The sequence below is a fragment of the Brevundimonas sp. AVps5 genome (assembly GCF_058681515.1).
Genome location: NZ_CM178740.1, coordinates 1,120,599 through 1,140,082, shown reverse-complemented (window position 1 = coordinate 1,140,082; position 19,484 = coordinate 1,120,599). Strand labels below are relative to the sequence as shown.

At 67.2% G+C, this 19,484-nt stretch carries 18 protein-coding genes; 12 read left to right on the top strand and 6 right to left on the bottom strand.

The features are described 5' to 3' along the window. The first annotated feature begins 44 nt into the window (after window positions 1–44). The 8 genes from ACW18A_RS05690 to ACW18A_RS05655 all read left to right on the top strand — a co-directional run bounded on the left by ACW18A_RS05690 (window position 45) and on the right by ACW18A_RS05655 (window position 9,823). The gene (locus tag ACW18A_RS05690; protein WP_492023830.1) at window positions 45–5,588 is read left to right on the top strand and encodes a phage tail tape measure protein; all 5,544 of its coding nucleotides are present in this window, start codon (window positions 45–47) and stop codon (window positions 5,586–5,588) included. Then, the gene (locus ACW18A_RS05685; protein WP_492023829.1) at window positions 5,585–6,742 is read left to right on the top strand and encodes a hypothetical protein; all 1,158 of its coding nucleotides are present in this window, start codon (window positions 5,585–5,587) and stop codon (window positions 6,740–6,742) included. The genes ACW18A_RS05690 and ACW18A_RS05685 overlap by 4 nt, the downstream gene beginning before the upstream one ends. A gap of 3 nt (window positions 6,743–6,745) precedes the next feature. Continuing rightward, window positions 6,746–7,513 carry a hypothetical protein gene (locus tag ACW18A_RS05680; RefSeq protein WP_492023828.1) on the top strand — a complete coding sequence of 256 codons (768 nt, stop codon included), beginning with the start codon at window positions 6,746–6,748 and terminating at the stop codon, window positions 7,511–7,513. Between the two features lie 32 nt (window positions 7,514–7,545). Further along, window positions 7,546–8,295 (top strand): hypothetical protein, encoded by a 750-nt coding sequence (locus ACW18A_RS05675; RefSeq protein ID WP_492023827.1) that lies wholly within the window; start codon window positions 7,546–7,548, stop codon window positions 8,293–8,295. Next, window positions 8,295–8,765, top strand: a complete 471-nt coding sequence (locus tag ACW18A_RS05670; protein WP_492023826.1) for a hypothetical protein — start codon at window positions 8,295–8,297, stop codon at window positions 8,763–8,765. Before ACW18A_RS05675 ends, ACW18A_RS05670 begins: the two co-directional genes overlap by 1 nt. A gap of 59 nt (window positions 8,766–8,824) precedes the next feature. Continuing rightward, window positions 8,825–9,151: a DUF1353 domain-containing protein gene (locus ACW18A_RS05665; RefSeq protein ID WP_492023825.1), complete on the top strand. Its 327-nt coding sequence runs from the start codon at window positions 8,825–8,827 to the stop codon at window positions 9,149–9,151. Between the two features lie 133 nt (window positions 9,152–9,284). Continuing rightward, window positions 9,285–9,554 (top strand): hypothetical protein, encoded by a 270-nt coding sequence (locus ACW18A_RS05660; RefSeq protein WP_492023824.1) that lies wholly within the window; start codon window positions 9,285–9,287, stop codon window positions 9,552–9,554. Continuing rightward, window positions 9,551–9,823 carry a hypothetical protein gene (locus tag ACW18A_RS05655; RefSeq protein WP_492023823.1) on the top strand — a complete coding sequence of 91 codons (273 nt, stop codon included), beginning with the start codon at window positions 9,551–9,553 and terminating at the stop codon, window positions 9,821–9,823. The genes ACW18A_RS05660 and ACW18A_RS05655 overlap by 4 nt, the downstream gene beginning before the upstream one ends. Here ACW18A_RS05655 and ACW18A_RS05650 read toward each other — a convergent pair. Next, window positions 9,816–9,950, bottom strand: a complete 135-nt coding sequence (locus tag ACW18A_RS05650) for a hypothetical protein (RefSeq protein WP_492023822.1) — start codon at window positions 9,948–9,950, stop codon at window positions 9,816–9,818. The genes ACW18A_RS05655 and ACW18A_RS05650 overlap by 8 nt on opposite strands. Between ACW18A_RS05650 and ACW18A_RS05645 the strand changes: the two genes are divergently transcribed. After that, on the top strand, window positions 9,949–10,569 hold the full coding sequence (locus tag ACW18A_RS05645; protein ID WP_492023821.1) for a glycoside hydrolase family 19 protein: 621 nt from the start codon (window positions 9,949–9,951) through the stop codon (window positions 10,567–10,569). The genes ACW18A_RS05650 and ACW18A_RS05645 overlap by 2 nt on opposite strands. A gap of 332 nt (window positions 10,570–10,901) precedes the next feature. Continuing rightward, entirely contained in the window at window positions 10,902–11,201 is a 300-nt protein-coding gene (locus tag ACW18A_RS05640; RefSeq protein ID WP_492023820.1) for a hypothetical protein, read from the top strand. A gap of 535 nt (window positions 11,202–11,736) precedes the next feature. On the opposite strand, the gene ACW18A_RS05635 is transcribed toward ACW18A_RS05640, so the two are convergent. Beyond that, window positions 11,737–13,182, bottom strand: a complete 1,446-nt coding sequence (locus tag ACW18A_RS05635; protein WP_492023819.1) for an SDR family oxidoreductase — start codon at window positions 13,180–13,182, stop codon at window positions 11,737–11,739. A gap of 171 nt (window positions 13,183–13,353) precedes the next feature. Between ACW18A_RS05635 and ACW18A_RS05630 the strand changes: the two genes are divergently transcribed. Beyond that, window positions 13,354–14,289: an Hsp33 family molecular chaperone gene (locus tag ACW18A_RS05630; protein ID WP_492023818.1), complete on the top strand. Its 936-nt coding sequence runs from the start codon at window positions 13,354–13,356 to the stop codon at window positions 14,287–14,289. Here ACW18A_RS05630 and ACW18A_RS05625 read toward each other — a convergent pair. Then, on the bottom strand, window positions 14,283–16,088 hold the full coding sequence (locus tag ACW18A_RS05625; RefSeq protein WP_492023817.1) for a gamma-glutamyltransferase family protein: 1,806 nt from the start codon (window positions 16,086–16,088) through the stop codon (window positions 14,283–14,285). The two genes, ACW18A_RS05630 and ACW18A_RS05625, sit on opposite strands and share 7 nt — an antisense overlap. Window positions 16,089–16,260: 172 nt before the next feature. Between ACW18A_RS05625 and ACW18A_RS05620 the strand changes: the two genes are divergently transcribed. Next, window positions 16,261–17,142, top strand: coding sequence for a bile acid:sodium symporter family protein (locus ACW18A_RS05620; RefSeq protein ID WP_492023816.1), 882 nt, complete (start codon window positions 16,261–16,263; stop codon window positions 17,140–17,142). Here ACW18A_RS05620 and phoB read toward each other — a convergent pair. Genes phoB through pstB form a run of 3 tightly spaced genes read right to left on the bottom strand, consistent with a single transcriptional unit; the run spans window position 17,118 to window position 19,374 of the window. Continuing rightward, on the bottom strand, window positions 17,118–17,807 hold the full coding sequence (gene phoB, locus ACW18A_RS05615; protein ID WP_298161553.1) for a phosphate regulon transcriptional regulator PhoB: 690 nt from the start codon (window positions 17,805–17,807) through the stop codon (window positions 17,118–17,120). The genes ACW18A_RS05620 and phoB overlap by 25 nt on opposite strands. A gap of 29 nt (window positions 17,808–17,836) precedes the next feature. Continuing rightward, the gene (phoU, locus tag ACW18A_RS05610) at window positions 17,837–18,574 is read right to left on the bottom strand and encodes a phosphate signaling complex protein PhoU (RefSeq protein ID WP_492023815.1); all 738 of its coding nucleotides are present in this window, start codon (window positions 18,572–18,574) and stop codon (window positions 17,837–17,839) included. After that, the gene (gene pstB, locus ACW18A_RS05605; RefSeq protein ID WP_492024342.1) at window positions 18,571–19,374 is read right to left on the bottom strand and encodes a phosphate ABC transporter ATP-binding protein PstB; all 804 of its coding nucleotides are present in this window, start codon (window positions 19,372–19,374) and stop codon (window positions 18,571–18,573) included. The genes phoU and pstB overlap by 4 nt, the downstream gene beginning before the upstream one ends. Window positions 19,375–19,484 lie beyond the last annotated feature (110 nt).

Genomic DNA, 19,484 nt, shown 5'->3' with positions numbered 1-19,484 from the left:
AATAAACGGCGCACTTTTCTGCGCCCGATGCGGGAGGCTGAGATATGTCAGAAACGCTCGCCTCCCTCGCGATTGAGGTCAACGCCAAGTCTGCCGACCCGGCGGCGAACTCCCTCGAAAAGCTGGCGGCGTCCTCCGGCCGGGCAGAGAGGGCCACGGACGCGCTTGGCGGGTCGAGCCGCCGGGCCGGGTCCGCCACTGCCCAGATGGGGGCGGACCTCGACCGCGCGGTTCTGGCGGCCGGCAGACTCGGTCTTGCGATCGGCGCCCTTGGCCTGGCGGCGGCCACGGCGGCGTTCGCCCAGCTTCAAAGGGCGACGCTGCAATACAGCGCCAGCCTCGACGAAATCTCGACGTTGATCGACACCACCAAGGTCAGCATGGACCAGCTTTCGGCCGCTGCGATCCAGCAGGCGGGGGCCTTCAGTTCGACCCCCATCGAACAGACCAAGGCGCTCTATCAGATCATCTCGGCCGGCGCTTCCACGGCTGCGGAGGCGATCGACACCCTGACGGCGGCGAACAAGCTCGCTGTCGGTGGGGTCACGAGCGTCTCCGTCGCGGCGGACGGCCTGACCTCGATCCTCAACGCCTATGGCGACAAGGTCGAGGGCGCTTCGGCGGTCTCTGACGCGCTCTTCGTCGCCATGAAGAGCGGCAAGACGACCATCGCCGAACTGTCGTCGAGTATGGGCGCTGTGTCGCCTCTCGCTGCTCAGGTCGGTGTTTCGTTCGACGAGTTGGCCGCGGCGACTTCTGCCCTGACCAAGGGCGGTGTCGAGACGAGCGTTGCTGTTACCGGCCTGCGGGCCATTCTCGCCGCCGTCGCCAGCCCATCGGAGGAAGCAGCCAAGCGCGCGGCGTCCCTGGGTATTGCGTTCAACGCAAGCGCACTGGAGGCCAAGGGACTGTCCGGCTTCCTCGCCGACCTGACCACGAAAACCGGCGGGAACACCGAAGCCCTTGCGGAACTCTTCGGCGGCGTAGAGGCGCTGGTCCCTGTGCTGGCCCTCAGCGGGCAGGCGGGCGAGGACTTCAACGTCATCCTCGGCGACATGGCGACCAAGGCCGGCGCAACCGACGAGGCCTTCGCCAAGGTGGCTGGCGGCTCGGCGTTTCAGGTCTCGCGGATCTTCGCCACCCTCACGGCCAACGCCATCGGCTTCGGCGCGGCGGTCGCGGACGAGATGAACCCGGCGCTGACCTATCTCGCCGACCTGTTGACCGGTGCCGAGCGCCCGGCCCTCGCTCTGGACATCGCCATGAAGGCGGTCGCGATTACGGCCGGGGTCGTTATGACCCGCTCGCTCTATGCCATGATCGTCCCGGCGGTTCTGGCCTCGACTACATTCCGAGCCCTTGCCCTGTCGGTCGCAATGGTCGGGCCTGCGGCGACGGTCGCAACGGTGGCCACGACTGCACTCGGAACGGCCATCCGGTTCGCTCTCGGCCCCATCGGGCTCGCCATTACCGCCGTCGGCCTGCTGGCGACCGGCTGGAGCCTTCTCGACCAGGAGGGGCGCAAGGCCGAGGACGCCATGAATGCGGCAGCGGCGGCGGCCGGCGCGGGCGGGCAGCGGTATCTTGAGTTGCGGGCCCAAGCCGAAGCGGCGGCCAACGCCAACGGCAATCTGGACGGTAACGCGCGCGGCGCGGCGGCGGGCATGATCGAATCCATGTCGGCGGCTGAACGGCTCACCCGTCAGATGACCGCACTCGGCATTGAGACGGAATACACCGCGAACAAGCTGGCGCTGCTTGGCCTTCGCCAGGCCCAAGCGAGGTTGTCCGATGCCGTGGCCAATGATGAGGGCGGCCGCATCTCACGCGAGAGGATCGCGGAGGCAACCCGCGACCTGAACATTGAGACGGCGGCGACGACAGCAGCGACCCGCGACCTGAACGTGGCGCTGGCCCGTAGCGCGGCGATGGCCGATTCAGTGACGGCAGCCGACACGCGGGCCGTTCCCGCCCGGGCAGCAGCGACAGCGGCGACCCGTGCCCAGACCAGCGCCTACGACGAAGCCGTCAAAGCCTCGCAGTCGATGATCGACAGCCTGAACGAGGAGGCCGCGACCTTCGGCATGACCGATGAGGCGCTTCTGCGCTACCGCACCACGCAGCAGGTTCAGGCCCTCGCCGCCAACGGCTGGCTGCAAGACGAGATCGTCCTGGCCAACGCCTTGATCACCGCGACAGAGGCCCTGATCGCCCGCCAGCGGATGCTGACCGAGGTGTTCGACGAGCCCAAGCCGCTGAACATCACCGAGACCCCCTACCGGCAGCCCGACAACATCATCGGCCCGCTCCAGCAGGTAGCGGACAAGATGCGGGAGATCGACGAGATCGCCCAAGGCCTCGGCCAATCCCTGTCGCGCACGTTCGGCCGCTCCGGCCAGGCCATCGGCGACATCGTTTCGACCATGACCGGCTATCGCACCGAGGTCGCTGAACTGTTCGCCAACGCGGGCAAGAGCGAGGAGGCGCGAGCCAAGGCCACGAAGAAGGCCGCGCTCCTTGAGGTTCAGGCCTATGGCGACATGGCCGGATCCGCGAAGGAGTTCTTCGACGAGAAGTCCGCCGGCTACAAAATCCTGCAAGGCGTCGAGATGGGCTTCCGGGCCTTCGAACTGGCGTCGTCGGCGGCGGCCATTGCCCAAGGCTGGATGGAGACCTCGCAATCGGTCGCACAGGCCGGGGTCAAGGGTGCGGCGGATACCGCTGCCGGCGGGGCCAAAATGTTCTCGCAGCTGGGAATGTGGGCCTTCCCGGTCGTCGGCGCGATGCTGGCCGTTCTGGGCGGGCTGGGTGGCAAGGGCGGCTCAGTGTCGGCCCCGACCCTCCCGACCACGAACACCGGCACGGGAACGGTCCTCGGGGATGCGGGCGGTCAGAGCCAGAGCCTCGGCAACAGCCTCGACATGGCCGAGAAATACTACAACCGCGACCTTGAGTTCAGCAGCAAGATGGTCTCTTCGCTGCGGTCCATTCAGGACAACATCGGCTCGGTCACCACGGCCATTGCGCGCCAGACCGGCGTCGGCGGCGGGCTCAATGCGTCCAGCCTCGGCCTCGGCGCCACGACCTCCGGCGGGTTCCTTGGGATCGGGGCGACGACGCGGAACACCACCCTGGCGGATCAGGGCATCAACCTGTCGGGCGGATCGCTCGCGGACCTGATCGCGCAAGGGGTGAGCGGCGGCCTCTACCAGATCACGCAGACCACCTCGACGAACAACGGCTTCTTCGGCATCGGAGCTTCGACCCGGACCCGGAACAACGAGACGACCTCGGGCCTCGGCTCTGGCCTCTCGACCGAACTGACCCGGCTCCTGTCCAGCCTCCGCGATGGCGTCCTGACGGCGGCCTCCGAGATCGGCGTGACCGGGGCTGAGGCGATCCTCGACGCCTTCCAGGTGAACATCGGCCGCATCTCGTTCGAGGGCCTGTCGAACTCCGAGATCAGCGAGACCCTGTCGGCCGTGTTCAGTGCCGTGGGCGACGACATGGCCGCCTCGATCCTGCCGGGCCTCAGCGCCTTCCAGCGGGCCGGGGAAGGGCTGTTCGAGACCCTGTCGCGCCTCTCCACCGAATACAAGGTGATCGACACCACGCTCGCCAGCATCGGCCTGACGTTCGGAGCCGTGGGTCTGGCCAGCATCGAGGCCCGCGACCGGCTGGTTCGGCTGTCCGGCGGGCTGGAGGCCTTCACCGAGAGCGCCTCGTTCTTCGCGGAAAACTTCTTGAGTGATGCCCAACGAATCGCCCCCGTTCAGGCGGCGGTCACGGCCGAACTCGCCCGGCTTGGCGTCGCGTCCGACATCACCCGCACCGGGTTCGCCGATTTGGTGCTGGGTCTGGACGTCTCGACGGCGGCCGGCGCGGCGATGTTCGCCAGCCTGATGAACCTCGCGCCCGCGCTGGACCGGGTCATCTCCTATAACGACGAACTCACGGGCGTCGTGACCGAGGTTGCGGACGCCATCGACCTCAGCCGCCAGCGCCGGTCGCTGGAGATTGCCCTGATGGAAGCCCAGGGCGACACCATCGGCGCTCTGACGGCCCGCCGCCACGACGAACGGCTGGCGCTGGACGCGACCCTGCGGCCGCTTCAAGACTCGATCTGGGCCGCCCTCGACCTTGCCGCCGCAAGCGCCGCTCTCGCCACCGCTCAGGAACAGGCCGCTGCAACCGCGCGGGCCGCCGCTGACGAAGCCGCCCGGCTGGCTCAGGAACACGCCGACCGAATGGCCGGCATCGCGCGCCAGCGTCGGGAAATGGACATCACCCTGATGGACCTGTCGGGCAATGCCGCCGGGGCCGAGGCCGCTCGCCGGGCGGACCTGATCGGCGGTCTCGACGCCAGCCTCGTCCCGCTTCAACGGCTGATCTATGCCCAGACCGACCTGAACGCTGCGAACGTGGCCGGCGCGGAGGCTTCGCGTCTGGCAGCCGCCGCGGCTGAACAGGTCCGGCAGGAAGCCCTGTCCCGTGTCGAGGATGCGCGCGGCGTCCTGACCCAAGCCTATGAGCGGGAAGCCGGGGCGCTCAAGACGACGATCGACCGCTTCCGGGGCTTCTCGGATGCCCTCGGCGCGTTCCGCCGCAACCTGGGTCTGGAAGGTCTGTCGACCGGCACATCGTTCACGGTCAGCAAGGCCGACTTCGAGCGCACGTCGGCACTGGCCCGGATCGGCAACGAGGAGGCCCTCGGCCAGCTTCAAGGCGTCTCCGAGGCCTACCTCGAACAGTCCAAGGGCTACAGCAAGACCAGCCTCGAGCACCTGCGCAACCTCGGCCAGGTCAGGGCAGCCGTTGAGGCCGCAGAGACCACGGCCGGGCGTCAGGCCAGCATTGCCGAAAGGCAGCTTGACGCCTTGGATTCGTCAGTCGCCGGGCTGCTGGCCGTCAACGGCAGCGTCATCTCTGTGCGGGACGCCATCAATGCGCTTGGCTCTGCCATGGCGGCTGTGCCGACAGCGGGATCGGGGGTTGTTTCTGGTGTCGCGGCCGTGCCTGGGGGGGGCGGTGCGGCCGGCGCGTCAAGCGATCCATTCCGCTACATTGAAGGCGTCGGGGCCGGGCGTTACACGGACCCGGGCCTGTCGTTCAATCAAGGCCGCAACTGGGGCTCCCCGGAAAACGCCGAGGTCAACAGGCTTCTCGCCTTCGCGACCGGCTACATGGGCGACTTCGGTTCCGGCGGCTGGCAGTCGTGGATTGTCCAGCAGGACGCCCAGACCAAGACGACCGCCCGCTTCCTGCTGGAAGCCAACGGGCAGGCGCAGCGGGTCTCCGGCTTTGCCAAGGGCGGAATGTTCTCGAACGGCATCGTCAGTCAGCCGACCACGTTCGACATGGGGCTGATGGGCGAGGCCGGCCCGGAAGCGATCATGCCGCTGACCCGTGGTCCGAACGGCCTGGGCGTCCGGGCGATGGGATCAAACGACAACGCCGCCGTGGTCGCCGAACTGAAGGCCTTGCGAGCCCAGGTCGCCGAGATGGTTCGCACGAACGCGAAGATGGAGAAGACGTTGACCAACGTCACCGAAGGCGGCCGAGCCATGCAGACCCAGGTAGCCGCATGAGGGTGATTCCGCCGCTTGAAATCACCCCGGCCCGGTTGACCTCCAGCACGGCGGCGGAACCCGGCCCCGGCGAGGCCGCCTATAACGCCGGCACGTCGTATGCGGTCGGAGATCAGGTCATTCTGGGCGCACCGACGTCCACGGTGACCATCACCATCGCTTCGCCGGCCGTGGTGTCGTGGGCAACGCACGGCCAGCCCGAGGGAACGCCGGTCGTGTTCACCACCTCGGGAGCCCTGCCAACGGGCCTGACGGCGGGGGTGATCTATTACGTCCTGCGCCCGGCAGCGGGGACGTTCACGGTCTCGGCGACACCCGGCGGCGCACCGATCATCACGACGGGTTCGCAGTCCGGCACCCAGACGGCCACGACGAAGCTGAACCGGATCTACGAAAGCCTGATCGCGTCGAACCTCGGGAACTACCCCGCCCTCGCGGCGTCCTCGACCAAATGGCAGGACGTCGGGCCGACGAACCGCTGGGCGATGTTCGACCTGTTGCGGAACACGGCCACGACCGGCGCGTCGCCCCTGACCGTGGTCGTCACACCGGGCGTTCGGGTCGACAGCATCGGCCTCGTTGGCCTGGTCGCGGACAGCGTGACGATCTCGATCACGTCCGGCGGCTCGTCGGTGTATTCCGCGACGCGCGACCTCCGCACTCGCGAGGTCACGACCTGGTATGACTACTTTTTCGAGCCCTTCACGACGGCCCCCAGCCTCGGGCTGTTCGACCTTCCGCCGTTCACCAACGCGATCATCACCGTCACGATCGCCCGGACTTCGGGCATGGTCTCCTGCGGCGGCCTGATCCTCGGTTCGTCGGTCTATCTGGGCGAGACGCAATACGAAGCCGAGACCGAGGAACTGAACTTCTCCCGCATCGACCGGGACGCCTTCGGTGAGTCGATCCTCGTCAAGCGTCGGTCGATCCCCAGGGTCAACTGCCGCGTCCAATGCGCCAAGGCGGACGTGAACAAGGTCCGCGACCTTCGCCGCGACCTGAACGCCACGCCTGCGCTCTGGTCGGGGCTGGACGACGCAGCGAGCGACTATTTCGAGGCCGTCCTGATCCTCGGGATCTACAAAAGTTTCGGCATCAACCTCGCCCACCCGAACCACGCGATGATCGCTCTCGAACTCGAGGAAGTCTGACTCATGCCCATCACCGCGCTCCCGACCCCGGTTCCGCAGACCAGCGACCCGACGAATTTCGCCGCCCGCGCCGATGCGTTTCTGGCGGCCCTCCCGACCTTTGCGACCGAGGTAAACGCGGAGGGCGCGGCCCTGATGGCGATCCTGGCTGTCGCCGGGTTCACCGCGACATCAACGACCAGCATGGCGGTCGGGACCGGCTCTAAGTCATTCACGATCCAGACCGGGCGAGCGTTCGTCGCCGGGGCCTTCATCGTCATCGCCGACACCGCCGCGCCGACCACGAACTTCATGGCGGCGCAGATCACGTCCTACAACTCCGGCACCGGGGCGATGGTGGCCTCGGTCCTGTCAATCGGCGGCTCGGGCACCCTGACGGCCTGGACGATCTCGCTGATCGGCCGCGACGCGACGCTGGGCGGCGGCGACGTATCGGGCACGCTTCGCCTTCTGGGCCTCACCGAGCGCGCCGGAACGGTCACGACCGGGGCGTTGAGCGTCAACGCGGGCACGATCTTCCGGCCATCGTGGTCCGCCAATACGACCGTCAGCCTCTCGAGCCTTCCGGGCTCGCCCTCAACCGGCGACACGGTGACGGCGACCATCCTCGCCACGATTACCGGCACGCCCATCCTGACCTGGCCGGGCAGCACTCGCTGGATCGGCGGGGCCGCGCCAACCATCGCCGCCGGTCGTCTGGTCGTGACTCTGGTCGCGTCGTGGACCGGCTCGGTCTGGGAGTATTACGCCTCCGGGGGAATGGCGTCGTGATAGGGGCTGCGCGGGCCGGATTGATCAGTAGCGTGGCCTATGACGCCGCCGCCGTTACCTATTTCGCGGCGATGTCGGTCCAGCCGAGCGGCGCCCGCAAGGGCCTGATCAACACCCTGATCACCGGGCTAAAAACTGATGGCCTTTGGACGAAGCTGGATGCGTTGTGGCTCGTCGCCGCCCACGACAGTCAGGCCGCTACGATCAACGCCAAGGCCCCGGCGAACTTCACGCTGACGAGCCTGACCGCTTACTCTTTCACGACCGATCGCGGCTACATCGGCGCGGGCGCAAGCGGAAACATGGATACGGGGTTCAACCCCACGACGGCATCCTCGCCACAGTTTGTCCAGAACAGCGCGCACGTCTCAGCGTGGCTCAACGCAGCCACCAGTAACGCCGGGAGCTATTCGCGCCAGGCCGTCGTCAACGGTTCGCCCCTTTCCATCTATCCGCGGGGCGGGGGAAATGAATTCCTCGCGGCCATCAACGGCTCAGAACTAACCTACGCAACCGGGCTCTCGACCAACCTGGGCCACCGCATCATCTCGCGGACCGCGTCGAATGCCAGCAATGGGTATGTTAACGGAGCGCCCGGAACGTCGAGCGCAGGGTCGTCGAGTGCGCCCGTAAATAACTCGGTCAAGCTGATCACGAACGGCGCCAACGCCGCCGATCTTCGCGTCGCCGCCGCAACCATTGGGTCGGGTCTGGACGACACCCAAGCCGCCGCCCTCTACAACCGCCTGAACACCTTCCTGACCGCCATCGGAGCCAACTGATGACCCTTTACGTAAACTCGGACACAAGCGAGTTCGGTCTGTCCGAGGCGGCCGTCCGGCTGGCCCTGTCGGCGCACTCGCTACCGGAGAACCTCGCGGCAGCGGACCTGACCAGCTTCGGCTTCCAAGCATACGCAGAAGCCTCGTCCCCCGCGACTGCCTGGAACGAGAAGGCCGTGGAGATCGCGCCGGTCGGAGGCGTCCAGCAATGGGCGGTCGAGCCGAACGGCCTGACCGAGGAGCCGGCACCACCTCGCCGCCTGATCGCCAAGTCTGTCGTGCAGGAGCGGGTCAACGCGATCGGCAAGCTCAACGCCGTGCTGTCCGTGCTGAACAGTCAGGCCATCTACTTCGCCCGCTGGTTCGCGCCAGATTGGCCGAACGTCTATTTCGACGACGAGGGCCTGATCGGCGTCCTGGAGGCCGTGGGCTGCACTCCGGCCCAGATCGAGACAATCACCGCGCTATGAGCCGGTTCACGGATGCCACCTTTGAGGTGACAGCCCGAAAGCAGAGGGGGAGGGTGGTCGTGAGGCTCACCTCCCCTTTTGCGTATGAGGTCGGGTATCTCGACTCCGGCTGGAAGTTGCCAGCTCGGGCAGGCTTCGAGACGGACCTGGCCAGCGTCCCCGTCCTGCCATCATGGGCCCCACGCTGGGCTTTCTGGATCCGGGACTATGTCGCCGACAAGCTGGCGCGCTCTGCCATCGTTCACGACCTTTGCCGTGCTGATCCCCGCATCTCGAAGTTCAAGGGCGACCTGATCTTTTTCGAGGCAATGGGCGTCGACGGCGTCCCGGCTGCGCTTCGCCTCGTCGCGTTTGCCGCCGTCCTGCTGAACTTCACCCGCGACTGAAACCGCAACCGGAGAAGGTGTCTCACCACCTCCCCCGGCCTCGACCCCCACGACCAGTGACGGTCCCGGCAGCCGAGCCACGCGCGGCGGCGGACCCTTGCGCCCCTTCCCTGTAAATAGCGAGTGACCGCTGATGAACCCTTCCGCCTGGATCCCCCTCGCCTCGCTTGCAGGCTTCGTCCTGCTTCAGACGACCGTGATCGCCTTCGCTATGGGGCGGCTGTTCCAACGGGTCTCGACCGTTGAGAAGGGCCACGACACCGTCTCCACGATGGGCAACGACATGGCGGCCATGAAGTCGGACATCCGGCACATGACGCAGTCGATCGACGAACTGAAGGACTGGATGAAACGGCCTGCTGAGGCCGCACCGAACACCCGTCGCAGGAGGGCCCCGGAATGACCGATCCCCGATTTGAGCGTGTCGTCACTGCGCTGGGCAATCTGGCGCGGCCCTTCGCCATCTATGTCACCTCTGCGGCCTCTGCGGCCGGCGTCGTCATCGTGGCCCGGCGGGTCGAGAACGGGAACGACGGGGCCATCTTCTTCGGTGCCGTGGGCGTCCTGATCGGCCTCCTGATTGGTGCCCGGGCCGCCGAGAACATCAACGCCGCCAAGCGATCGGCCGAGGTCGAGATCGCCAAGACGAACGCCACGCCCCCGACTACCTGACCCAAGACCAGACCGTCAGCCCGATCAACAGCCCCACGGCGATGATCAGAAGCCCGGTCAAGATCAGTTCCATGCGGTCGCGGCCCATCGCCCGATCCTGCCATCCCTGAACATCGGAGACCACCATGAGCCTCATCCCGGCTGATCGCTTTCGCGCGTTCGCGCCTCGGGCCACCGACGAAACCCGCGTGGCCCTTGAACAGGCGGCGGCCGAGGCCGGGTTCTCGGGTCTCGTCCTCGCCCACTGGCTGGGCCAGATGTTTGTCGAGAGCGCGGGCTTCGCGACCCGTGAAGAGAACCTGAACTATTCGGTCGCGGGGCTGCTGAAGACGTTCGGCCGCCACCGGATCAGCGAGGCCGACGCCCGCAAGTTCGGCCGGGCGCCGGGGCGTCCTGCCCATCAGAACGCGATCGCCAACATCATCTACGGCGGCGAGTGGGGCCGGAAGAACCTGGGCAACACCGAGCCGGGCGACGGCTGGCGATACCGGGGCGGCGGCGACAAGCAGATCACTGGCCGCGCCAACTATCGGGAGGCCGGATACGAGGACAGCCCGGAGGCGCTGCGGAACGATCCCGCGGCCTCTGCGAAGGCCGCCGCCGGGTTCTTCGTCAAACACGGCTGCGTCGGCCCAGCGACCCGCGATGACGTCCCGGGCGTGACCCTGAAGGTCAACGGGGGCTCGAACGGCCTGGCGGCCCGCGTCACGGCCACGGCAGCGGCGAAGAAGGTCGTCGGGCTGTGACGCCCCGGCTGGCGTTCTACGCCTTCGCCATAGCTGTTGCCGTGGTTTGGGGCTGGTCTCTCTGGAGGCTTACGCGATGATCGCCGCCCTCGCCTTTCTCCGATCGATCCCCGGCCTGCTGCCCCTCAAGGGATGGTTGGCGGTCGGCGTCCTGATCCTGTTCCTCGGCTTTGGCGCGTATTGCTCTCACAGGGCAGCGCAGGGCGAGCGAGACCGGCAGGCCGCCGCTGCCGTCAGGATCGAACGGCAGGCCTCCACGGCGCGGGAAACGGCCGCAACTGAGCGCCTGAACGACCAAGCCTCCCTCAACCTCCAACGAAAGGCCACCGACGATGCGCTCGCCCCCCTTCCTGACGCGGTTCCTTCTGATCGCCGCCGTGCTCGGCACTGCCTCCGCCTGCCAAACGGCGGGGCCGGCCTTCCCGAGTGCCGCCGACCTGACAGTCAAGCCCCGGCCGGTCGCTGACGCCTCTGGCCTGACCTCGGAAGCCGCTCTGGACCGCTACGAGACCGACCTGTTCATCTGGGGTGAGGACGGCTGGCTGGCGGTCGGGCGGCTCTGCCGGTTCTTCGACGAGCTCGGACAACCTGGACTCAAGTGCCCGCCGCCAGAACGACCCGATCCGGGCTAGCCGACCTTCTTCCCGACATCGGGAAAATGCTTCCAGCGTCGAGCCCTGGCTCCGCATCATTGGCCCTCGTCTCTTCGGAGGCGGGGGCCTTTTGCCGTTTCAGGCCACGGGCGATCAATGACGACCGCCTCGCCGCCTAGCCCTTGATCCTACCAGGGGAAGGCGTAGAATCTACGGGCGAGCGGAGAGGGATGGTTCCCAACGTTTTACGCGGCTTGCCGTATGGACGAGAACAACCAGTCGGCCCTGCTGACGAAGCCCTCGCATTGAAAGACCTGTCTCGGCAGGCTGGCCGGATTGATCACCGGTCATAGATCCCCCTGCACGGCAAGTCTGTGCAGCTAGGCCCTTCCCTTCACCGGGGAGGGCCTTTTTGCGTTGAGGCGCTCCGTGAACGGACGGGGAACAAGTATTGCAGCCGATGGGGCGCTAAGTGGGGCCGACGAAAACCGGCCCCGACTTTCCGTAATCAATACAGCGCCTTCCGCCTACACTGCCGCGACCTTCGCAGTCGCAGCAACGGGTTTGTGGGCCTTTAGAGCCCCGTCAGGCGACGCACCCGGCTGTCCGGCCGCCGACTTTCCAGAGCCGCCGCGCCGATGGCTGCCGCGATCGTCGCCACGGCCAGCAAGGCACCGCCCTCACGGGCGTGATCCCTGGCGTAGCGGCCGGCATCACCGGCATAGCGACGCGCCGAACGACCGGTCTCTTCCGCGTAACGGCGCGCGTCACGAGCATATTTTTGACGCTGCTTGTCCGACACGGCCCGCTTGCCACGCTTCAACAGCTTCCTCGCCTGACGACGGGCATCGTCCCCCAGATCACCGGCGCGGTCGTTGACCTCCCCGGCCCGCTCGGTCAGGCCGCGCGAGATGTCGTCGAGCCTGTGACGAAGGGCGTCGGCGTCGATCCAGCCGCGCGGATCGAACCGGTCCCGCAGTCCCTCGATCCGGCGCGACCCGGTCCGCCGGGTCAACAGATACGTAACAAGCGCGGCCGTGGCGACCAGAGCCAGCGATCCCGCAGTGACGCCGGGATGTTTGCGGACTTCGGCCAGGGCGCTGAACTGTCGGACCATGGGATAGTGAACCTCTTCGTCGAGGCCGTCGTCGGTCGGATCATAGAGCCCGTCGTCATACGGCTGGTAGGCGGAACCCCTGTCCCGCATGAGGCTAGGAGCGAACCGGGCGAAGAGTGGTTCCGCGAGGCCCGGCAGGAGTGCGTAGAAGGACGCTATGACGCGCCCTCCCCCGCCGACGGTGATCTCCCGGATCGGATGGGCGGCGCACCACAGGACGGTGTCGGCGACGACGTGGGTCGCATAGACCGGCTGCGGGTTCTGGACCGCATATCCGGTCAGGTTGCGGGCGTGTTTCGGATAGGGCGTATCCACCGCCGCGGGCTTGACCAGGCTGACGGCGACCGGCGCGCCCTCGCGCATCAGCTCCATGCGGAAGGCGTTGGTGAACCCCTTCACCGCATGCTTAGACGCCGAATAGACGCCCTGCACCGGCATGGGCGCGTCGCCCAGGACCGATCCGACATTGACGATCGTGCCGCCGTCCGGACGCGCCCTCAAATGCTCGGCGGCGATCAGCGACCCGTTCACGACGCCCCAGTAGTTGGTCTCGAACAGCTGGTGCTGGTCCTGCAACGTCGTCTCGCGGATCGGACCATAGATCGAGACGCCGGCATTGTTCACCCAGGTGTCGAAGCCGCCGAACAGCCGCCGGCACTTGTCCGCCGCCTCGGCCAGGGCGTCGTAATCGGCGACGTCGGCGACGGCATAGGCGACCCGCGCGCCCTCCTGTTGCAGTTCCTCGACCAGGGCCTTCAGATCACCCTCACCGCGCGCGATCAGGAAGACGCACGCCCCGGCCTTCGCCGCCCGGCGGGCGGTGGCCAGACCGATGCCGGAGGTGGCGCCGGTGATGACGATGGCCTGCTGGCTCACGGGTTTCAGGTTCGGCTTGGCGGGCATGGGACAGGCTTTCGTCAGTGTCGGCATCGAGAACGGGCTGGCCGTGCGCCCGGTTGCGACAGATAGCACGCTAACGCGCCCGCGCGAGACGACAGGCGGTCGCCCTTACCAACCGCCCTCGCGTTTCCTATCTTGCACCGTTCTCCACAGCCTATCGTTCAAGGACCCGCCGTGACCGATCACGAGCCCGCCGCCGTTTCCGCGCCGACCGACAATCTCGCGGCCGCCTTCCAGATCGAAGGCTGGCCCGTGCGCGGCCGCCTGGTCCGTCTCGGCGACGCCATCGACAGGATCCTGTCCGCCCATGCCTATCCAGAGCCTGTCGCGGCGTTACTGGGCGAGGCCTGCGCGCTCGCGGCCCTGGTCGGTTCGGCGCTGAAGTTCGAAGGCCGGTTGATCGTCCAGGCCCAGGGCGACGGTCCGGTGAAATATGTGGTCGCAGACTACGACACCGCCGGCCACCTGCGCGGCTACTGCCGCTTCGACGAAGACGAAGTCGCCGCCGCCTCCTCCGGCTTCGCGCGTCCGGGTGCCCGGACGCTGCTGGGCCAGGGCGTCTTCGTCATGACCCTGGATCGCGGCCCCGATTTCGAGCGCACCCAGGGCATCACCCCGATCGAGGGCGAGAGCCTGTCGCTGGCGGCCGAACACTATTTCGTCCAGTCCGAGCAAATCCCGACCAAGGTTCGCCTCGCCGTCGGCTCCGTCACCGACGGGACGGGCACGACCTGGCGCGCGGGCGGTGCCCTGATCCAGTTGATCGCCGCCGACGATGCGCGCGGCTCGACCGAGGAAGTCTGGGACCGCACCCGCGCCCTGTTCCAGACCCTTGGCGACGACGAACTGGTCGATCCGGCGATCACGCCGGAGACCCTGTTGTTCCGCCTGTTCCACGAGGACGGCGTGCGGCTGGAGGACGCCCGTGCGCTGAAGGCCCAGTGCCGCTGCTCCGCCGACCGCATCAGCGGCGTCCTGTCCTCGTTCGATCCCGAAGAACGCGCCGAGATGGTCGAGCCCGACGGCAAGATCCACGTCACGTGCGAGTACTGCGCCACAGTCTACAAACTGGCGCCCGACGACGTGGAAGCGGCGGCAGAAGCTCAGTAAGCGAGGGCGATGCCGTCCTTGCGCATCTCGGTGGCTGCACCATAGGTCCAGCGGCCGCCGGGGTTCTGCTGCATGACCACGTTCTGATACCCACCGAAGCCGCCGTTCGTCGGCCCCAGAACCCAGCCTCTTTGCTCCAGCCCGGCCCGTGTGGTCTGCGGTACGCCGTTCTCTAGGTGCAGAACTCCGACGCCCTCGGCCGCCTGCCCCGTAGGTTCGGACGATCCCTCATGCTGCCAGCGCGGACTGTCCCCGGCCTCCTGCGGGTCCAGGCCGTAGTCGACCATGTTGATGATGATCTGGGCCTGCCCTTGCGGCTGCATGCCGCCGCCCATGACGCCGAACGCCATCCACGGCTCGCCGTCCTTGCAAGCGAAGCCCGGGATGATGGTGTGGAACGGTCGCTTGCCCGGCGCATAGACGTTCGGATGGCCGTCGGTCAGGGCGAACAGCTCGCCCCGGTCCTGGAACATGAAGCCCAGTGGCCGTTCGCCGTCGTCAGGGACCAGGCCTGAGCCCATGCCGCGGTAGTTGGACTGGATCCAGCTGACCATCAGCCCGTCCCTGTCGGCGACGCTGAAATAGGTCGTGTCGCCCTGCGTCGGCGCATCGCCCGGGAAGGCCCGGTCCATGACCCGGTCCGGACGGATCAGCCGCGCCCGTTCGGCGGCATAGGCCTTGGAGTTCAGCCGCTCGACCGGCGTCTGCGAGAAACGCTCGTCGGCGAACCAGCGCGCCCGGTCCTCGAACGCCAGCCGCTTGGCCTCGGCCTGATGGTGGATCGAGGCGGCCGACTGGAAGCCCATGGCCTTGAGATCGAACTGCTCGCAAATATTCAGGATCTGATTGGTCGACAGGCCCTGGGTGTTCGGACCTAACCCATAGACATCGACGCCGCGATAGTTGGTCTGGATCGGCTCGACCCATTCGGTGCGATGCGCGGCCAGGTCGGCGCGGGTCAGCCAGCCACCGATGCGTCGGAAATAGCGCTCCATCTGTTCGGCCAGTTCCCCCTCATAGAAGGCGTCGCGACCGCCCTCGGCGATCAGCCTCAGGGTCCGGCCGAGGTCCGGATTGGCGAAAACCTCGCCGACGCGCGGCGTTCGGCCGCCCGGCGCGTAGACGGCCCTGCGGTTGTCGTTCTCCTCGATGACAGTCGAGCGATCGAAGCCCGCCATGTTCCGTTCGAGGTACCAGGCGATGGTCTGGGGCATGGGCACGCCCTGCTCGCACAGCTCGGCGACCGGGATCAGTACGTCCTTCCACGGCAGCTTGCCGTAGCGCTGGTGCGCGCTCCACCAGGCGTCGACCGTCCCGGGCACATTGACCGTCACCGCTCCGTAGCGCGGCAGATAGCCGTCGATCGCCCTAGCCCGTGCCGTCTCAAGTGACAGGCCGATCGGGCTGTTCCCCGAGCCGTTGAAGCCGACGACCTTCCGCTGGGCCGGATCCCACAGCATGCAGAAGGCGTCGCCGCCGATGCCGTTGGCGGTCGGCTCGAGGAAGCCGAGGGCCGCGTTGATGGCGATGGCCGCATCGATGGCCGAGCCGCCGCGCCTCAGGGTATCGATCCCGATCAGGGTCGCGGTCGGATGCGCCGTCGCGGCCGCGCCATTCATGCCCCACACGGTCGACCGCCCCGCGAACGGCGCGCCGGTGATCCGGTCGCCCATGGTCACGCCGGCGAAGGGGTTTTCCGGCGAGGCCTGGGCCTTCGTCAGCGCGGCGGCGGCCGGCACCCCCGCCGCCGCCATAAAAGCCCCGGCGGGCAGGGTCGACAGGAAGGTGCGGCGGCGCATGGGCGAGACTCCCGTGAGACTGAGGCCGGGACCGTAGCGGTTTCAGGAGCGGAGGAAAGGCTTCCGATAGGCGTATGCGTCGTTCGATGCGACGCGCCGTGCCTTGGTGCCGACGGCGGGACATGACAGGTTCGAACCAAACGCGCGAGACAGCGCATTCGGGGACACGCGCATGGGTTCAGCCATCACCGTCATCGGCCTGCCGATCGCGCTCGGGATCATCATGTTCGGCCTGGGGCTCAGTCTCACGCCGGGTGATTTCGTCCGGATCGGGCGACGGCCCAAGGCGGTGTCCATCGCCCTGGCCTGCCAGTTGATTCTCCTCCCGGTGGTCTGCTTCGGCCTGGTGCTGCTGTTCCGGCTGCCGCCGGTTCTGGCGGTGGGCATGATGCTGCTGGCGGCGTCCCCGGGCGGGACGACGGCGAACCTCTACAGCCACCTGTTCCGGGGTGATGTGGCGCTGAACATCAGCCTGACCGCGATCAACTCCCTCGTCGCCGTGATCACCCTGCCGATCGTGGTCAACCTGTCGCTGGCCTATTTCGATCCGGGCGGCGGTCAGGTCGGGCTGCAGCTGAAGAAGACCATCGAGGTCTTCCTGATCGTGCTCGGCCCCGTGGCTCTGGGTATGCTGGTGCGGAGTTTGAGGCCCGCCTTCGCGGCGGCCATGGACAAGCCTGTGCGCATCGCATCGGTCGTGATCCTGACCTTGGTCATCATCGGTGCCGTCGCCGCCCAGATCGATATCCTGACCGCCCACTTCGCCGCGATCGCCGGTGTCGTGGTGACCTTCTGCGTGGTCAGCCTTGGGATCGGCTTCCTTGTTCCGCGCCTGCTGAAGGTCGATCGTCCGCAGTCGATCGCCAGCGCCTTCGAGGTCGGGCTGCACAACGCCACCCTGGCCATCGTCATCGCCCAGTCGGTGCTGCGCAATCCGGACATGTCCATGCCGGCCGCCGTCTACGGTGTGCTGATGTTCCCGCTGGCCGCGGCCTTCGGGGTGATGATCACGCGCAGATCAGCGAGGGCTCAGCCTTCCAGATCCAGCGAATAACCCGCCGAACGGACGGTGCGGATCGGGTTGGCGCTGTCCTCGACGTTCAGGGCCTTGCGCAGGCGGCCGACGTGGACGTCCACGGTGCGGGCCTCGACATAGACGTCCGAACCCCAGACGGCGTCCAGCAGCTGTTCGCGGCTGAACACCCGGCCCGGGTGGCGCATGAAATGGTCCAGCAGGCGGAACTCGGTCGGGCCCAGATGGACCTCCTTGCCCGAGCGACGCACCCGGTGGGCGACCCGGTCGATGATGATGTCGCCGTGGCCCACGCGGTCGTCGGCCAGACCCGGACGGATGCGACGCAGCACTGCGCGGATGCGGGCGATCAGTTCGGTCATCGAGAAGGGCTTGGTCAGATAGTCGTCGGCGCCGGTATCCAGGCCGCGCACCCGGTCACTCTCCTCGCCGCGCGCCGTCAGCATGATGACCGGCAGGTTGCGTGTCTCGGGGCGCCCGCGGATGCGACGGCAGACCTCGATGCCCGACACCTTGGGCAACATCCAGTCCAGCAGGACCAGGTCCGGCTGACGCTCGTCGATCTGGACCAGCCCCTCCTCTCCGTCGGCGGCGACGACGACGTCGTAGCCCTCCTTTTCGAGGTTGTACTGAAGCAGGGTCGCCAGGGCGTCCTCGTCTTCCATCACCAGGATATAAGGCTGCACGTCTAGTCTCCGTCGTCGTCAGCGCGCCGTCAGGTCGTCGGCAGGGTCGGCAAATGTCCGGTGTCGGCGTCCCAGTCGCCCGGAGAAGGCGTCCAGCGGGGCCGCTCCCCGGTCATCTCGTCGCCCGTGATCTCGTAATGGATGACCTCGGCGATGTTCGTGGCGTGGTCGCCGATCCGCTCAAGGTTCTTGGCCATAAACAGCAGATGGGTGCAGGCGCTGATCGTGCGCGGATCGCCCATCATGTAGGTCAGCAGTTCGCGGAACAGGGCATTGTAGTGCTCGTCGACCTCGTCGTCCGACGCCCAGACCGCCATGGCCCGATCGATCTCGGAGGCCGTATAGGCGTCCAGAACGTCGCGCAGCCGCATCGACACCAGCTTGCCCATCCGCTCGATCGAGCGGGTCAGGGGCTGCATTGGCTCGGTCTCGGCCAGAGACAGGGCACGCTTGGCGATGTTCTTGGCCAGGTCGCCCGTGCGCTCCAGATCGACCGACAGTTTCATCGCCGCCAGGGTCTTGCGCAGGTCGGAGGCCACGGGCTGACGCAGGGCGATCAGCCGGATGGCCTTCCTCTCGATGTCGCGGTGCATCGCGTCGACCTTGGCGTCACGCTCGACGACCGCACGCGCCAGGGCGATGTCGCGCCGCGCGACCGACTCGACGGCGTCCGCAACCTGGGCCTCCGCCAGACCGCCCATCCGGGCGACCTCGGCGGTCAGCTGGTTCAGTTCGTCGCCGTAGGCCTTGACCGTGTGTTGGTTCAACCGAAGCGTCCCGTGATGTAGTCGAGCGTGCGCCGTTCACGGGGATTCGTGAAGATTTCCTCGGTGTTGCCGTGCTCGACGAGACGGCCGAGATGGAAGAAGGCCGTGCGTTGCGACACGCGGGCCGCCTGGGCCATCGAGTGGGTGACGATCACGATGCAGTAGCGCTCACGCAACTCGTCGATCAGCTCCTCGATCCGGGCCGTGGCGATCGGGTCCAGCGCCGAGCAGGGTTCATCCATCAGGATGACTTCGGGGTTCACCGCGATGGCGCGCGCGATGACCAGACGCTGCTGCTGACCACCCGACAGGCCGGTGCCGGCCGAATGCAGTCGGTCGGCGACCTCGTCCCACAGACCGGCCTTCTTCAGCGAGCTCTCGACAATGCCGTCCAGCTCGGACTTCGATGTCGTCAGACCGTGGATCCTGGGTCCGTAGGCGACATTCTCGTAGATCGTCTTGGGGAAGGGGTTCGGCTTCTGGAACACCATCCCGACCTGGGCGCGCAGCAGCACCGGATCGACCGACTTCGCATTGATGTCCTGCTCGTCGAGCAGGATCTTTCCGGTGACCTTGGCACCCTGGATGGTGTCGTTCATCCGGTTGATACAGCGCAGAAAGGTCGACTTGCCGCAGCCAGACGGACCGATGAAGGCGGTCACGGTCTTGTCAGGGATGTCCAGACTGACGTCGAACAGCGCCTGTTTGTCCCCGTAGAAGACCGAGACGTCGCGCGCCGCGATCTTGGTCGGCCCGGAAGGGGCCGACGGCGACTTCACCTCGGGCACACGCCCGGCCATGACGCCGGCGGCTTCAGCTACGGGCGTCAGGACGGATTCGTCACGGCGCTCGGCCGGATCGGCGGGGCCGCCGCCTTCATGCCCGTCAGGGCTACGAAAGAAAGGAATTT

What these genes read in the sequence shown, in the direction of transcription:
- ACW18A_RS05690 (WP_492023830.1), top strand. Translation starts at nt 45, where the DNA reads ATGTCAGAAACGCTCGCCTCCCTCGCGATTGAGGTCAACGCCAAGTCT.
- ACW18A_RS05685 (WP_492023829.1), top strand. Translation starts at nt 5,585, where the DNA reads ATGAGGGTGATTCCGCCGCTTGAAATCACCCCGGCCCGGTTGACCTCC.
- ACW18A_RS05680 (WP_492023828.1), top strand. Translation starts at nt 6,746, where the DNA reads ATGCCCATCACCGCGCTCCCGACCCCGGTTCCGCAGACCAGCGACCCG.
- ACW18A_RS05670 (WP_492023826.1), top strand. Translation starts at nt 8,295, where the DNA reads ATGACCCTTTACGTAAACTCGGACACAAGCGAGTTCGGTCTGTCCGAG.
- ACW18A_RS05660 (WP_492023824.1), top strand. Translation starts at nt 9,285, where the DNA reads ATGAACCCTTCCGCCTGGATCCCCCTCGCCTCGCTTGCAGGCTTCGTC.
- ACW18A_RS05655 (WP_492023823.1), top strand. Translation starts at nt 9,551, where the DNA reads ATGACCGATCCCCGATTTGAGCGTGTCGTCACTGCGCTGGGCAATCTG.
- ACW18A_RS05645 (WP_492023821.1), top strand. Translation starts at nt 9,949, where the DNA reads ATGAGCCTCATCCCGGCTGATCGCTTTCGCGCGTTCGCGCCTCGGGCC.
- ACW18A_RS05650 (WP_492023822.1), bottom strand. Translation starts at nt 9,950, where the DNA reads ATGGTGGTCTCCGATGTTCAGGGATGGCAGGATCGGGCGATGGGCCGC.
- ACW18A_RS05640 (WP_492023820.1), top strand. Translation starts at nt 10,902, where the DNA reads ATGCGCTCGCCCCCCTTCCTGACGCGGTTCCTTCTGATCGCCGCCGTG.
- ACW18A_RS05635 (WP_492023819.1), bottom strand. Translation starts at nt 13,182, where the DNA reads ATGCCCGCCAAGCCGAACCTGAAACCCGTGAGCCAGCAGGCCATCGTC.
- ACW18A_RS05625 (WP_492023817.1), bottom strand. Translation starts at nt 16,088, where the DNA reads ATGCGCCGCCGCACCTTCCTGTCGACCCTGCCCGCCGGGGCTTTTATG.
- ACW18A_RS05620 (WP_492023816.1), top strand. Translation starts at nt 16,261, where the DNA reads ATGGGTTCAGCCATCACCGTCATCGGCCTGCCGATCGCGCTCGGGATC.
- pstB (WP_492024342.1), bottom strand. Translation starts at nt 19,374, where the DNA reads ATGGCCGGGCGTGTGCCCGAGGTGAAGTCGCCGTCGGCCCCTTCCGGG.